The sequence below is a fragment of the Thiovibrio sp. JS02 genome, assembly GCF_053485635.1.
Genome location: NZ_CM130715.1, coordinates 89,021 through 101,991, shown reverse-complemented (window position 1 = coordinate 101,991; position 12,971 = coordinate 89,021). Strand labels below are relative to the sequence as shown.

Below are 12,971 nucleotides of genomic sequence, written 5' to 3'. Positions count from 1 at the left end.
TTTTCCGCTTCGCTTCAGGCCGGCTCCTCCCGCCAGAGCACAACCCGGTTGCGGCCCTGCTGCTTGGCCCGATACAGAGCCTGGTCAGCCCGGGCGATCAGAAGCGACTTCTCCGCCCCGTGCCTGGGATAGACGGCCAGCCCCAGGGACATGGCAACCCGGACCGGCTGCCCCTCATGGCGAAAAACCAGCTTCTCGATCTCCTGCCGGATGCGCTCGGCCATCTGCGCGCCGCCCTTTTCGCTGGAATCCTCAAGGACAATGGCGAACTCCTCGCCGCCGTAACGGGCGACAAGATCCACGGAACGCACAGCGCCGCGCAGCACCTCGGCCACCCCCTTCAAAACCTTGTCGCCAAAGGGATGGCCATAGGTATCATTGATCTTTTTGAAATAATCGATGTCGCAGAGCAGCAGGGAGAGGGAGCCCGAGCGGCGCTCCTCCCTTTTCAGCATCATGTCGAAGCCATGCTGGAAGGTGCGATGGTTGCTGAGGCCGGTAAGCCCGTCGGTGGTGGCCAGCCGGTTGATCTGTTCATGCGCCTGGCCGAGATCGATCTTCACCGCCACCTGGGCGGCGATGAGTTCGAGAATTTCCTGGCGGGCCTGACTGAAAACCTCGGCTTCGACGGCGGCGACGGTCAGGGCCCCCACCGCTTCTCCCTCTTCCCTGAGAAGAGGCACCACCAGCAATGAGGAGTAACCGCTCACGAGATGTTCACAGCCGAACACCTGGGTGGGGCCGTGACTTTTGGCCATCGCCGGCAATGGCCGCCTGATTTTCAGCACCTGCCCCACCAGCCCTTCATCCCGAAGGAACTCCCGGCCCTGCAGTTTTGCGGCTTCCCCCCCCTCCACCATGGCGATGCGGTGGTGCGCGCCCTGCACCAGGCTGATGGAAATAAAATCCACCCGGACCAGCAGTCGCACCGCCTTGACCGTGGCGACCAGCACCTGCTCCAGGCCGAGTACGCCGTTCAGTTCCCGGAGGGCAATGCAGACCCGTTGGATAACGCTGCGTTCCTGGGCCATGGCCCGAAACTGCCTGCTCATGCCCACGTCGAGCAGGAGCTTGCGGGCGGCCAACCGCACGGCCTCTTTTTCCCGTTCGCTCCAGGGAGCCTGACTTTGCCTGTCCACGCAGAGAATGGGCGCCACCTTCTTGCCGTCAAAGCCAAGCCACTGATTGCCGCCGTCGGGCAACCGGACGGCGAGGATGCCGCCCACCTCCTGCTGGTTGCGATAATAGGGCAACCCGGTCTGGGAAGAGGTGACCGGCGCCACGCCGACCAGTTCATTGCTGCCCAGAAGAGCGCCGGTGATGCCCGTTCCCACCCGGTATGGTCCGACATCGATATCGGCGCGACCGGTGGCGATGCTGCGCAGCCGGTATTCCGTGCCGTCCGGGTCGGGCCAGAGCAGGGCCACCGTCGCGACCTGCAATGTTTCGCGGATCAATTCCAGCTGCAGGGCGAAGGCGGCGGCGATGGTCTCCACCGCCGGCTGGCTGCCGGCCTCGGGGTCCTCAAGGCAATCCCCCTCGGGCAGGACATTGAGGATGTCAGGCATTGCCGAAAAAAAACCAAGGTCGCGGGCATATTCCCGACTGGCGGCATCCCGCTTTTCCCGGACCAGGGCCTTGCGCACCCGGCGGCGATAGGCCTTGCCGCTCAAGAAGAGACGCGGACAAAGACCGGCAGCCCCGTAGCTGACCAGATTGCCGGCCAGGGTATAGGGATCCTGGAAGCCCAGAAGAGAAAGACCACCCTCCATCACCACCACCAGCAGAAAGGGGAACAACAGCAGCGAGAGGGGATAGCTGATGGCCAGCCAGGCGATCATGCCCACGGGGAGAAGAAAGAATTGCGGGGCAACCGCGTGGAAATGGCGGAAAGGAATCCAGGCCGCCGTCAGCCAGAGCAGGATCAGACCGCTGTCGGCGAAAGAGGGGGTCTCCCTCGCCCGGCTTTGGCGCAGGCCGTATTCCAGCAGGGAAAAAGCGACCACGGCTCCGGCGACGATCATTGCCGGCAGGGAAAGCCCACCGGCCGGCTCAAAAAGGCCTGTTGCCACGGCCGCCGCGCCAAGCACCCCCACCAGGAAACCACTCCACTCGATGGTGATACTGCCGCCCTGCCGAGCCCGTTCCCGCCCCTTTGCCATAGCCCCCCTTTTCTTTTCGCTTATGCGCGCAGCCCGGCCCGCCGCGGTGCGTGGGACTTGCCCACCCTTCGCACAAACTGTTTGATCGCCTGAAAGTAGAGCCTGCCGGTCTTTGCCAGGATATTGTTGTGATCGGCCCCCGGAATCATCTGGAATTCCTTGCTCCGGGCCGGGCAGACGCTTTGCAGTTCCTCGGCCTGCACAAGAGGGATTATCTGGTCATGCTGGGCATGGAGAATATAGGTAGGCTTGCGCACCTGCGCCATCTTTTCGAGATTTCCGAAGCCGTCCCCCTCGGTGAGGGCCAGGGCCTTGACATCGATGCCGATGGAGCTGAGAAGCGGCAGGGTTCTGGCGATGCCGCTTTCGACGATGAGCCCTTCCACCGCCGCTTCCGTGGCGGCAAGCTCGATGGCCGCCACACTGCCCAACGAGCGGCCCATGACCACCAGATGGCCGGTACGCCCCCGGGCGGCCAGCCATTCCCTGATCCGGGCAAAGGCCTTATGCGCGTCGGAGAGCAGGGTCCGCACCGTGGGGGTGCCGCCGCTCCTGCCGTAGCCCCGGTATTCGACGGCGAAGAAATTAAGCCCTTGGCCGACATAGCCAGGCCCCACCTCGTCATAGTCACTTACAACTTCCCCATTGCCGTGGAAAAAAAGGATGGTGACCGCGGCCGGGTCAGGGCACGGAAAAAAACGGGCCATGAGGCGCACCCCCGGCTCCACTTCGATCTCAAGATCCTCGGCCCCGCCTGGGGGCGCAGTCCAGTCCGCCCGCGGATAAAAAAGGGCGGAAAGCACCCGCGGCTGATCCATTTTTTCGTACCCTGCCGTTTCTTGTCCCATTGCCTTATCAACAACTCCCCGTTGCCTCCTGCCGGCCATTATCCCCCTGCGGATTCCGGACCGGGCAGCATTGGATACATCACCCCAATTTTCTCTGTTTTATTTTGCAAACCTTACCTGATTCCGGTATGAGTATAGAAATTACCAGATAATTTTCTTTTGCCCCAAAGTTTTGTGAAAAATACCACAAAAACCTCTGTCTATTCCCGGCAAATACACCGAGAATGCGGGCACTGCCCCGCCTAAGGCCGCCATGCTCCCCTCGTCCCCCTGGGATGCTTCGCCGCAAAGCCCACCCAACCCTTTCCCTCGGCCGCCCCATGTACTTTGACTTCATGAAACTGAACTACATCCTCATGTATTTTATTTACGGTCTGGCCTTTTTCAGCATGGGCCTGGCCATGGCCCTGGAGGCGGGCCGTTCTTCCGATGCCGCCGAGGCCAGTTTCCTCAAAACCCTTGCCGTGTTCGGCATCCTCAATGCCGTGCACCAGTGGCTGGAAATCGTCATCCTGCAAGGGGTCTGGCTGGACATGACGATTCCGAAATCCTTCATGCTGGTCAAGCTTTCCTTTCTGACCATATCCTTTGCCGCGCTTACCGCCTTCGGGGTCCAGGCCTTCCGGCCAAGCCCGCGCCCCACCGCGGCCAGTCTTTATGTGAGCATGGGCTTTCTCCTCTTCTATGTGATCGCCATCCTCATCAATCACATCCTTCCCTGGAAGGCCGCCCCCAATTGTCTGAAATGCGCCGACGCCCTGGCCCGCTACATTCTGGCCCTGCCGGGCGCTCTTCTGGCGGCCATGGCCCTCAAAAATCACGCCCGCCAGAACAGAGAAAAAAACCGGGCACTGGGCAACTCCTACCGGCTGGCCGCCCTGGGATTCGCCTGTTACGCCCTCACCCAGATCTTCGCTTCCCGGGCGGAAATTTACCCGGCACCGTTCATCAACAGCGAGCTTTTCCAGGAACTCACCGGCATCCCCATCCAGCTTGTCCGCACCCTGCTCGCCCTCTTCACCATGGGCAACCTCATCCATGCCTCCCATCTGGCGGAAAAATGCAGGCAGCAGGAGCTGCTCACGGCCCAGCAGGAAAAACTCGCCGCCCTGGAGCAGGTGCAGGACGAACTCCTGAAACGCAAGGAGCTGCACCAGAAGCTCCTCCGCCACATCGTTCTCGCCCAGGAGGAAGAACGCAGCCGGATCTCCAGGGAGCTCCACGACGACACGGCCCAGATCCTCACGGCGGCCAGCCTGAATCTGGCCGCGCTCAAAACGGCCATCCCCGGGGAGGAAAAGGCGCTGACCCTGCTCGCGCGCTCCCAGGGCCTCTGCCAGGAGATGTCCCAGGCCCTTTACCGGCTGGTCCATGATCTCAGGCCGGCGCAACTGGACGATTTCGGCCTGGTGCCGGCGCTCCGCCACCTGACCGAGGAAAAGTGGTTCAGCCGGAAGATCAGGATCACCTTTACGGTGGAGGGAAAACAGAAGCGCCTCGATCCGGTCATTGAAACCGTTCTCTTCCGGGTGGCCCAGGAAACGCTCACCAACATCCTCCGCCACGCCAAAACGGACACCGCCGGCCTTCTCCTCACCTTTGAGCCGGAGCGGGTCACTCTCATCGTCCGCGACGAAGGGGTGGGCTTCGCCCCCGAACTCAAGGGGCAGGGCTTTGGCCTGGCCGGCATCACCGAACGCGTTGAACTCATCAATGGCACGGTCAGGATCGATTCGGCGCCGGGCAAGGGGACCACCGTGACCGTGAGCGCCCCGACTCGCCTGCCCCAGGCCCCCGACCATGGCAATACCCTGGCCGAAGGCCGTTAGACCGGGCTGAGACGGCTCCCTGGGGCGAGAGCCGGGGAAAAATCATCCCGGGGCGGGTCGCAGACGGATGAGGGTGACCTCGGGCGGGGCCAGAAAGCGCAGGGGGGGACCCCAGGTGCCCGCGCCGCGACTGGTATAGAGATATTTTCCGACCGCGACCTCGATCAGACCGGTGGGAAAGGGAAAAACCCGCCGGACCAGAAAGCCGAAGGGAAAGATCTGCCCTTTATGCACATGACCGGAAAGCTGAAGATCGCAGAGGTCGCCGGCATGTGCCGGCGGCAGCGGCCGGTGCTTCAGGTAAAGACGGAAGATGTTGCCCGGCAGCAGCCGCAACAGCTTCTCTTCCCGCCCGCTCTTCCCGGCGCCGGCCCCGGAGGTCCGGGCATCGTCAATGCCCGCCACGACAAGGAGGCCGGCCACGTCTCTCGCCTCGTCGCGCAGCACCGTGAAGCCGGCCGCTTCGAGAAAGGTTACGGACTGCGCGACTCCGGCGTACCACTCATGGTTGCCGAGCACGGCATACTTGCCCAGGGGGGCGGGAATTTCCCGGAAAAGGCCGGTGAGGCCGTTCAGCCGTCCGGTCTGCCCGTCCACCAGATCACCGGTGCCGACCAGGATATCCGGCCGCGCCGCCCGCACCAGCGCCAGAATCCCGGCGAGCCGCTTCTCGCCCGTCAGCAGGCCGAGGTGGAGATCGGAGAGCTGGACAACCCGTATTTCCTCGATCTTGGCCGGGATCTTCCCGGAAACGATCGTGACCTCCTCAAGGATCGGCTGCCGGGCCTCCTGCCAGGCATAGAGGGAAATTCCCGCTGCCGCGACCAGCGGAAGCCAGAAACGCCCTCCGGCCGTCCAGGCGTCCTGTCGTCTGCCGCCAGGCATGACGGACGCGGCCAGGCGGCAGACGGCCCAGAGAAAATCGAGGGCCGCGGCGTTGACCACGAAGAGAAAGAAAAATCCCATCCAGAGATAGGCGCCCCAGGCGAGGGGCAGGGCGATGGCTTCAAAACCCATTCTCTCCAGAAACCGCACCAGCATGGGCGAAAGAACCAGAGGCAGGCAGAGAAGCGCCCAACGCCACGGACGCAGGCCGGGGCAGGCCCGGCCCAGCACCCGCAGGCCATAGACGTGCATGGCTCCATAGAGCAGAAAAAAGACGCTAAAAAAACCCAGGTAGCGCATGGGCCTCCTTAAACAGAAACAAAAAAATCGCCATCCCGGTTTGCGGTTGCCGGCCAGGATGCATACAGTTGCGGGGGGGGGGCGGCCGGCCACAAGGTATACGGCGCCATGATGCTGGGCTTTGCCAAATTCCGCTATCAGCGAATCCCGCCCCGGGACGCGCTCAAGATATCCTGGCGCACCTGAGAGGATCTGGAAAATCCATCCCGGGCATCCTCGCCCGTCATCAATCAACAACAGAGAGGTTCTCCATGCCCGACGACACGAAAAAAAAACCCAATCCGGAAAAGGTGGCGCTGCTCCGCTCGCTTCCTCTGGAAGTGAAGCAACGGATCAGCGGCGAGGAGGCCCAGGCCTTCATGTACGACGAAGAGCTGCCGGAAAGCCTTCTGGAGAAGCTGAAGGATTATCTGGTGGAAGATAAGGAGTAGCCCCGCCGCCCAAGCAGAACCCGTTCGGCGTCACCCCTACCGGCCCATGCAGCATTTCTTGTATTTTCCGCCGCTGCCGCAGGGACACGGCTCATTGCGGCCAACCTTTTCGCGCTCCACCGGCTTTCTCCCGGGGTCGATCCTGCCGTCCAGGTAAAACCAGCGGCCGTTCTCCTTGAAAAACACCGAGCGCTCATGCAGGCGATGCTCCTTGCCGGCCGCGGAAAACCTGGCGACAAACTCCACCTCCCCCCGCGAATCTTCCGCTTGCCCGCCTTGGCTGGCGAGGATCTCGAGTCCGAGCCAGACTATCTCCGCCTGATCGTGCAGGTCAAGGGTCGCGGGCCTGGTGGTTGGATGCCAGGATTGCCGGAGATAGTCGGCATCCTGCCCGACAAAGGCGGCATAGCGGGAACGCATGAGCGCCTCCGCGCTCAGAGGAATAAGGCGCCCCTGCAGATAGGGCTGGCAGCACCACGCAAAAGCAAGGCCGGTGCCGCAGGGGCAGGGCGAATCATTTTCCGGATGGCTCATTTGGGTCCTCGGTCAGAATACCGGCATGGGGTCGAGCGCCCGGCGCGGGAGACCGGGAAAACCGCCTCAACGCGGCGCGGAATCTTCTGCAGCGGCCTGCTCTGGGGAAGCCTCTTCCCCGGGGGTCAGGACCTTTGCCACCACCGCGCGCAGATTGGCGAGGGAAACCGGTTTTTTCAGAAAATGGCTGATGCCGATGTTGCCCGCCAGCTCCCGGGTCGCCTCTTCGCTGTGGCCGGTGGCGAGAATCACCGGCAGGTCGGCGCGGAGGACCAGGATGTTTTTGGCCAGATCAAGACCGGTCAGGCCGGGCATGGTCTGATCGGTGATGACCAGATCGTAGCGGTCCGGCTTCCGGACAAAGGTCTCCCAGGCCAGCCGGCTGTCGGCAAAACCTTCCACCTCGTATCCGGCCTGGTCGAGCATCTCGGTGAGGAAGCGGACAATGGCCTCTTCATCATCGACAACCAGCACCAGGGGCCGAGCCTCTCCCTGCCCGGCCGCCGCGGCCCCTTCGGCGCGCAGATCCCCTTCCGCCTCGCCGCCGGCCCGGGCAAGCAACGGCAAAGACACCATTACCCTGGTTCCCTGCCCGGCGTTGCTTTCCACCTCGATGGAACCGCCGTGCGCCTCGACAATGCCGTGCACGGTGGCCAGCCCCAAGCCCGTGCCCTTGCCGCGCTCCTTGGTGGTGAAATAGGGTTCGAACATCCGGGCAACCACCCCTTCGCTCATGCCGACCCCGGTATCGGCCACGGTCAGCTTGAGCAGGCTGCCGGGCTGCTCCTCTTTCCCCCCCGCCGCGCGCGCCTCCACCTCTTCCAGACGCACGGTCAGGATGCCGCCCCTGTCCCGCATGGCCTCGGCCGCGTTGGTACAGAGGTTCACCAGCAGCTGGTGGATTTGCCCCACCTCGGCAAGCACCTGCCCGCACTGGCTGTGGATCTGCTCTCTGATTTCAATGGTGGTGGGCAGGGTTTCCCGCAGGAATTTGAGGGATTCCTTGACAATGGGGGCGAGACACAAGGGAAGCCGCTCCTTTTCCGAACTCCGGCTGAAGGTGAGGATCTGGTTGACCAGCTCCGAGGCCCGCCGGCAGGCTTTGAGGATTTCGGCGAGGTTTTTCTGCAACTCGCTTTCCTTGGGAATTTTCAGGGCGGTCATTTCCGCGTTGCCGAGAATGACATAGAGCAGGTTGTTGAAATCGTGGGCAATACCGCCGGCCAGGGTACCCACCGCCTCCATCTTCTGGGAATACCGCAGCTGCGTCTCCAGCTGCTCTTTTTCCGCCTGGACCTTTTTCCGCTCCGTTATGGGGATAAGCACCTCCAACGCCGCGGCGACAGCGCCATCAGCGTCGTAAATCGGGGTGACGATGACTTCCGACCAGACCTTCTGCCCCTGTCGGTCGACGCCGCAGATCTCGCGCTGCACATACTCCTTTCCGTCCTCGAAGATCTGCCGAGCCCCGCAATCCGGGCAGACCTGCTCCTCGCGATTGAAGGAGAGATGGCAGGGTTTGCCGACGGGGTCTCCGAAGATGTCAACGATGACCCGGTTGGCCCAGGTGATTTTATAATCCCGGGAGATGACGGCAAGGCCCGCGCCCATCATGGCGGTGATCTTCTCCAGCCGCTCCTTTTCCTGCCTGAGATCAGTCTCGGCCTGTCGCCGCTCCCGGTTCTCGGCGACAAGCTGGTCCGCCTGCCGCTGCAGCGTTTTTTCCATCCGCTCCCTCTGCCGGAGCTCCCGCCAGGTTTCCACCGAAAAAACAAAGAAGACAAAGAGAGGCAAGACCAGGACCTCCAGGTAGTCCTCGTAGCGGTCGAAATAAATGGTGACGGCAAAATACTCGAGCACGTTGGAGAGCTGGGCCAGGACGTAGCAGGCGAGAAAGAGACAGAGCAACAGTTTGGCGGCGGCGCCGTACCGTTGCCGGGGCAACCGGCAGGCCCAGAACAGAGCGAGCGCGAAGGCCAGCAGGCTGACCAGATCAAGGATGCCGATGAAGCTCATGGGGCGGTGTCCTTGTCGTCGGCACGGCCGGACATCCCGCGCAGGGCAATGGCAAAGACCGGGCCGCTTGCCGCGTAACAGGCGTGTTCAAGGGTGTTGAAAAAATCAGGGAGAACCACGCCTTCGATGACCGTGAAAACCAGGGCGGCGAAGAGCGGGAAGAAACCGGCAAAAACCGGGGTAAGATCACGGAGCTCCCGCCGGCGCATGCGCGGCAGGAGGATGGCGAGGGCGACGACGGCAAGGATAAGATTGACGAGTTCGCTTTCCTGGAACATCCGTTCTCCTCGATGAATATGGGGCAGAGACCCCATCATAGCACAAAAAAAAGAAATTTAATCAAACTTAATGGACCGATCCCAAAGGAAAAAATCATCCCGCTGCGAAGATGGTGAGCAACCGGTTGTACACCCCGCCCGCCTTCACCAGTTCCGCATGGGTGCCCTGCTCCACGATCTCGCCCCTGGCCAGAACCAGGATGCGGTCCGCCCGGCGGATGGTGGAAAGCCGATGGGCGATGACGATATTGGTGCGGCCGGCAAAGGACGCTTTAATCACCTCCTCGATGAGCATTTCGCTTTCCGCATCCACGCTGGAAGTTGCCTCGTCGAGCACCAGAATCCGGGGTTCCCTGGCCAGCACCCTGGCAAAGGCCAGCAACTGCCGCTGGCCGGCGGAAAGGTCCATGCCGCCCTCGCCCACTTTTGTATCAAGGCCCTGGGGGAGCCGGGCGAGAAAGGGGCCAAGCTGGGACTTCGCCAGGATCTCCATGAGTTCTCCGTCGCTTTTCGGCTGATCGAGCATGATGTTTTCCCGGATCGTGCCGGGAATCAGGAAGACGTCCTGCATCACCAGGCCGACCTGGCTCCGCAGCCAGTCCGGGGCCAGCGCCCGCAGATCAATGCCGTCGAGGAGCACCTGCCCCGCATCCGGATCATAGAAACGCTCCAGGAGATTGATGATGGTGGTCTTGCCGCTGCCGGTGGCGCCGACGATGGCGAGGGTTTCGCCGGGTCGGATCGCAAGGGAGAAATCCCTGAGCACCGGCTGGCTCTTGTCATAAGCGAAGGAGACCTTTCTGAACTCGATCTCCCCCCTGAGCCGGTCAGGCCTCGCCGGCGCCGCGGCAAGCGGCAGAACCTCCCGGCTGTCGAGGAGCTGAAAGATCCGTTCCGCCGAGGCCAGGGCCGACTGGACAATGGAATATTTCTGGGAAAGCTCGCGCAGGGGCTGAAAAAAAAGCCGCATGTAGGAGAGAAAGGCGACGAGAACGCCGATGCTCATGGTGCCGGCCATGATCTGGCTGCCGCCGTACCAGAGGATGGCGCCGATGGCCAGGGCGCTCATCACCTCGATGGCGGGCAGGAAGATGCCGAAAATCCTGATCTGCAGAAGGGTTTTCCCGTAGTACTTATCGTTCAAGGCGGCAAATTGCGCCGCTGTCCGCTCCTCCCGCAGGAAGAGCTGGATGATCGTCAGCCCGGAAAGCGCCTCCTGCAGAAAGGCGTTGATCCGCGCAAGCCCGGTGCGGATCTGCCGGAAAGCGTCCCGGGCCAGACGACTGAACCAGACGGTGTTTACGAGCATCACCGGCAGCAGCAGACAGAGAAGCAGGGCAAGCCGCCAGTTCATCCAGAAGAGGACGGCGAGAATACCGACCAGCTTGAGAAAATCGTTGAACAGGGTGACGATGACCGAGGTGAACATCTCGTGCATGTTCTGGATATCGTTGGTGAGCCTCGTCACCAGCTTGCCCGCCGGGTTGTTCGAGAAAAACGGCAGCTCAAGGCGCAACAGGTGAGAAAAGAGCAGCTGCCGGAGCTGGTGCATGATGCGCTGGCCGGTCCATTCCAGGACCAGAACCTGAAAGAAGTTGCCGAAAAACTCGAAAACCATCAGGCCGAAGAATGCGGCGGCCAGCCGGGCCAGTTTTTCCAGGCGCAGCTCCGGGGCAAGGCCAGCCTTGACGATGGCCTCGTCCACCGCCAGCCTGAGGATGTGGGGCAGGGAGAGGGAGCAGGCCACCACCAGCAGGGAGAGCAGGACCGCGAGCACGGCCCCCTGCCAGTAGGGCAGGCCCAGCACCATGAGCCGCCGCCAGAGGCTGAAGTCCCCGAGCTTGCCCAGCTGCTCTTCCTCAAAATAGCCGTAATTATCCCGCATGGCCCCTCTCCTCTTCTCCGGTCGGCCGGCGCTGCTGCCGGTACATGGTCCGATAGAAATCGCTGCGGGCCAGGAGTTGATCATGCTCTCCCTCGGCAAGCACCCTCCCCTCTTCGAGAACCAGAATGCGGGCCGCCTCCTTCAGGGGAGCGATGCGGTGGGAAACGATCAGGCAGGTCCGGCCGGACAGATGTCCGGCAAGACCGCGAATGATGGCCTGTTCGGTTTCGAGATCAACTGCGGACAGGCTGTCGTCGATGATGAGCACGGGCCGATCGAGGAGCACACCCCGGGCCAGGGAGATTCTCTGCCTCTGCCCGCCGGAGAGCTTCACCCCCCGTTCACCGATTCTGGTTTCATAGCCCTGGGGAAAAGCCATGATCTCCTCATGGATCTGGCAGAGCCGGGCCGCCTCTTCGATTTCCGCCATGGTTGCCTCCGGCCTGCCCAAGGCGATGTTGGCGGCAATGGTCTCGGAAAAGAGCAAAACATCCTGGGGCACATAGGCGATCCTGCCGCGCACCGCCGCGATGGCCAGCCGGTTGACATCCCTGCCGCCGAAGAAGAGGGACTGGTCGGCAACCGGATAGAGGCGGGCGAGCAGATGACAGAGGGTGGTCTTGCCGCTGCCGCTCCTACCGACAATGCCCACCGTCTCTCCGGCCCGGATCTGAAAACTGAAGCCACGCAGGGCGGCCGGGCTCTGCCCGCCGTAGGAGAAGGAAAGATTCTCGGCCCTGATTCCGAGATCGGCGGGTAATTCCTCCGGCGCCAGGGGCTCGGCCAGGGATGACTCGCTGGCGAACACCTCGGCCAGGCGGCCCAGCGAGGTCATGCCGCGCTGGAAGAGGTTGGCCACCCAGCCCACCGCCATCATGGGCCAGGTCAGCATGCCAAGATAGGAGATGAAGGCTACGAAATCGCCCATGGTGATGGTGGCGGCAATGACCTGCCGACCACCGAAGAAAAGCACCAGCAGGAGGCTTGCGTTGCCGACCAGGCCGGAAATGGGAAACAGGGTGCCATGCACCATGGCCAGCCGGATATTGTCCCGCACGTAATCCCGCCCCAGCCGGCCGAAACCCTTTACCTGCGCTCTCTCCTGCCCATAGGCCTTGAGCAGCCTGATATTGTTGACGGCGCTTCTCGCGGCCTCGGTGAGGCGGGAGAACTGTTCCTGCACCGCGAGAAACCGCCGGTGCAGCCGCCGGGAAAGCAGCTTGGTGAGGAGCGCCAGCAACGGCATGGGCAACAGCGCGGTCAGGGTGAGAGAGGGGCTGATATAGGCCATGCAGGCCAGAGCGGCAAGGCTCATGACCGCGGCATCGATGCTGGCCACCATCCCCATGCCGGCGGCAAGCTGCACGGCGGCGAGATCGTTGCTGGCCAGGGCCATCACTTCACCCACCGGCCGTTGCTGGAAAAAAACGCGGTCGAGGCCGAGGAGGTGGCGGAAGAAGGCCGCCCGGATGTCGCGCTCCAGGAGGCGGGAAAAGCCGAGAAGCAGATAGCGCCAGAGGAAGCGGGTTCCCGCGATGGCCAGGGCAAGAAGAAGGATGGCCAGGGCGCTTCTGGCCAGAGCGGCCTGGCTCGCCTTGCCGCTTTCGAGAAGATCCACCGCCTGCTTGATAAACCGGGGAATCCCCAGCTGGAGAAGATCGACGATGACGAGGGCAACGAAGCCGCCGGCCAGACGGGAGGCATACCTTGCCAGATAGGGTTTGATCAGGCGCAGGCCGGCGCCTGCTGATCCTCCCTGCCTGGCCACGCGCTCCTCGTTCACGGAATCACCCATTGGCAAAA

Annotated in this window: 10 protein-coding genes; 2 read left to right on the top strand and 8 right to left on the bottom strand. The window is 62.6% G+C overall.

Features of this window, described 5'->3' with window-relative positions:
• Positions 1-14 precede the first annotated feature (14 nt).
• Positions 15-2,162 carry a diguanylate cyclase gene (locus ACUUL3_RS00515; RefSeq protein WP_448553555.1) on the bottom strand — a complete coding sequence of 716 codons (2,148 nt, stop codon included), beginning with the start codon at positions 2,160-2,162 and terminating at the stop codon, positions 15-17.
• A 20-nt stretch (positions 2,163-2,182) separates the two neighbouring features.
• Positions 2,183-2,980, bottom strand: a complete 798-nt coding sequence (locus ACUUL3_RS00510; protein ID WP_448553553.1) for an alpha/beta hydrolase — start codon at positions 2,978-2,980, stop codon at positions 2,183-2,185.
• 365 nt (positions 2,981-3,345) lie between these two features.
• Between ACUUL3_RS00510 and ACUUL3_RS00505 the strand changes: the two genes are divergently transcribed.
• Positions 3,346-4,839 carry a sensor histidine kinase gene (locus tag ACUUL3_RS00505; RefSeq protein ID WP_448553551.1) on the top strand — a complete coding sequence of 498 codons (1,494 nt, stop codon included), beginning with the start codon at positions 3,346-3,348 and terminating at the stop codon, positions 4,837-4,839.
• 42 nt (positions 4,840-4,881) lie between these two features.
• Here ACUUL3_RS00505 and ACUUL3_RS00500 read toward each other — a convergent pair whose 3' ends face one another.
• Entirely contained in the window at positions 4,882-6,024 is a 1,143-nt protein-coding gene (locus ACUUL3_RS00500) for a metallophosphoesterase (protein WP_448553549.1), read from the bottom strand.
• Positions 6,025-6,275: 251 nt separating this feature from the next.
• Between ACUUL3_RS00500 and ACUUL3_RS00495 the strand changes: the two genes are divergently transcribed.
• Positions 6,276-6,455, top strand: coding sequence for a hypothetical protein (locus ACUUL3_RS00495; RefSeq protein WP_448553547.1), 180 nt, complete (start codon positions 6,276-6,278; stop codon positions 6,453-6,455).
• 36 nt (positions 6,456-6,491) lie between these two features.
• On the opposite strand, the gene ACUUL3_RS00490 is transcribed toward ACUUL3_RS00495, so the two are convergent.
• The 5 genes from ACUUL3_RS00490 to ACUUL3_RS00470 all read right to left on the bottom strand — a co-directional run bounded on the left by ACUUL3_RS00490 (position 6,492) and on the right by ACUUL3_RS00470 (position 12,963).
• Positions 6,492-6,989 (bottom strand): YchJ family protein, encoded by a 498-nt coding sequence (locus tag ACUUL3_RS00490; RefSeq protein WP_448553545.1) that lies wholly within the window; start codon positions 6,987-6,989, stop codon positions 6,492-6,494.
• A 66-nt stretch (positions 6,990-7,055) separates the two neighbouring features.
• The gene (locus tag ACUUL3_RS00485) at positions 7,056-9,005 is read right to left on the bottom strand and encodes a hybrid sensor histidine kinase/response regulator (RefSeq protein ID WP_448553543.1); all 1,950 of its coding nucleotides are present in this window, start codon (positions 9,003-9,005) and stop codon (positions 7,056-7,058) included.
• On the bottom strand, positions 9,002-9,283 hold the full coding sequence (locus ACUUL3_RS00480) for a hypothetical protein (protein ID WP_448553541.1): 282 nt from the start codon (positions 9,281-9,283) through the stop codon (positions 9,002-9,004). The genes ACUUL3_RS00485 and ACUUL3_RS00480 overlap by 4 nt, the downstream gene beginning before the upstream one ends.
• 94 nt (positions 9,284-9,377) lie before the next feature.
• A complete protein-coding gene (locus ACUUL3_RS00475) occupies positions 9,378-11,168 on the bottom strand; it encodes an ABC transporter ATP-binding protein (protein WP_448553539.1) in 1,791 nt (596 codons plus the stop codon).
• Positions 11,158-12,963, bottom strand: coding sequence for an ABC transporter ATP-binding protein (locus tag ACUUL3_RS00470; protein ID WP_448553537.1), 1,806 nt, complete (start codon positions 12,961-12,963; stop codon positions 11,158-11,160). Before ACUUL3_RS00470 ends, ACUUL3_RS00475 begins: the two co-directional genes overlap by 11 nt.
• Positions 12,964-12,971 lie beyond the last annotated feature (8 nt).

Bases quoted from the DNA above. Each gene is read 5' to 3' on its own strand.
- ACUUL3_RS00515 (WP_448553555.1), bottom strand. From the start codon at position 2,162: ATGGCAAAGGGGCGGGAACGGGCTCGGCAGGGCGGCAGTATCACCATC.
- ACUUL3_RS00510 (WP_448553553.1), bottom strand. From the start codon at position 2,980: ATGGATCAGCCGCGGGTGCTTTCCGCCCTTTTTTATCCGCGGGCGGAC.
- ACUUL3_RS00505 (WP_448553551.1), top strand. From the start codon at position 3,346: ATGAAACTGAACTACATCCTCATGTATTTTATTTACGGTCTGGCCTTT.
- ACUUL3_RS00500 (WP_448553549.1), bottom strand. From the start codon at position 6,024: ATGCGCTACCTGGGTTTTTTTAGCGTCTTTTTTCTGCTCTATGGAGCC.
- ACUUL3_RS00495 (WP_448553547.1), top strand. From the start codon at position 6,276: ATGCCCGACGACACGAAAAAAAAACCCAATCCGGAAAAGGTGGCGCTG.
- ACUUL3_RS00490 (WP_448553545.1), bottom strand. From the start codon at position 6,989: ATGAGCCATCCGGAAAATGATTCGCCCTGCCCCTGCGGCACCGGCCTT.
- ACUUL3_RS00485 (WP_448553543.1), bottom strand. From the start codon at position 9,005: ATGAGCTTCATCGGCATCCTTGATCTGGTCAGCCTGCTGGCCTTCGCG.
- ACUUL3_RS00480 (WP_448553541.1), bottom strand. From the start codon at position 9,283: ATGTTCCAGGAAAGCGAACTCGTCAATCTTATCCTTGCCGTCGTCGCC.
- ACUUL3_RS00475 (WP_448553539.1), bottom strand. From the start codon at position 11,168: ATGCGGGATAATTACGGCTATTTTGAGGAAGAGCAGCTGGGCAAGCTC.
- ACUUL3_RS00470 (WP_448553537.1), bottom strand. From the start codon at position 12,963: ATGGGTGATTCCGTGAACGAGGAGCGCGTGGCCAGGCAGGGAGGATCA.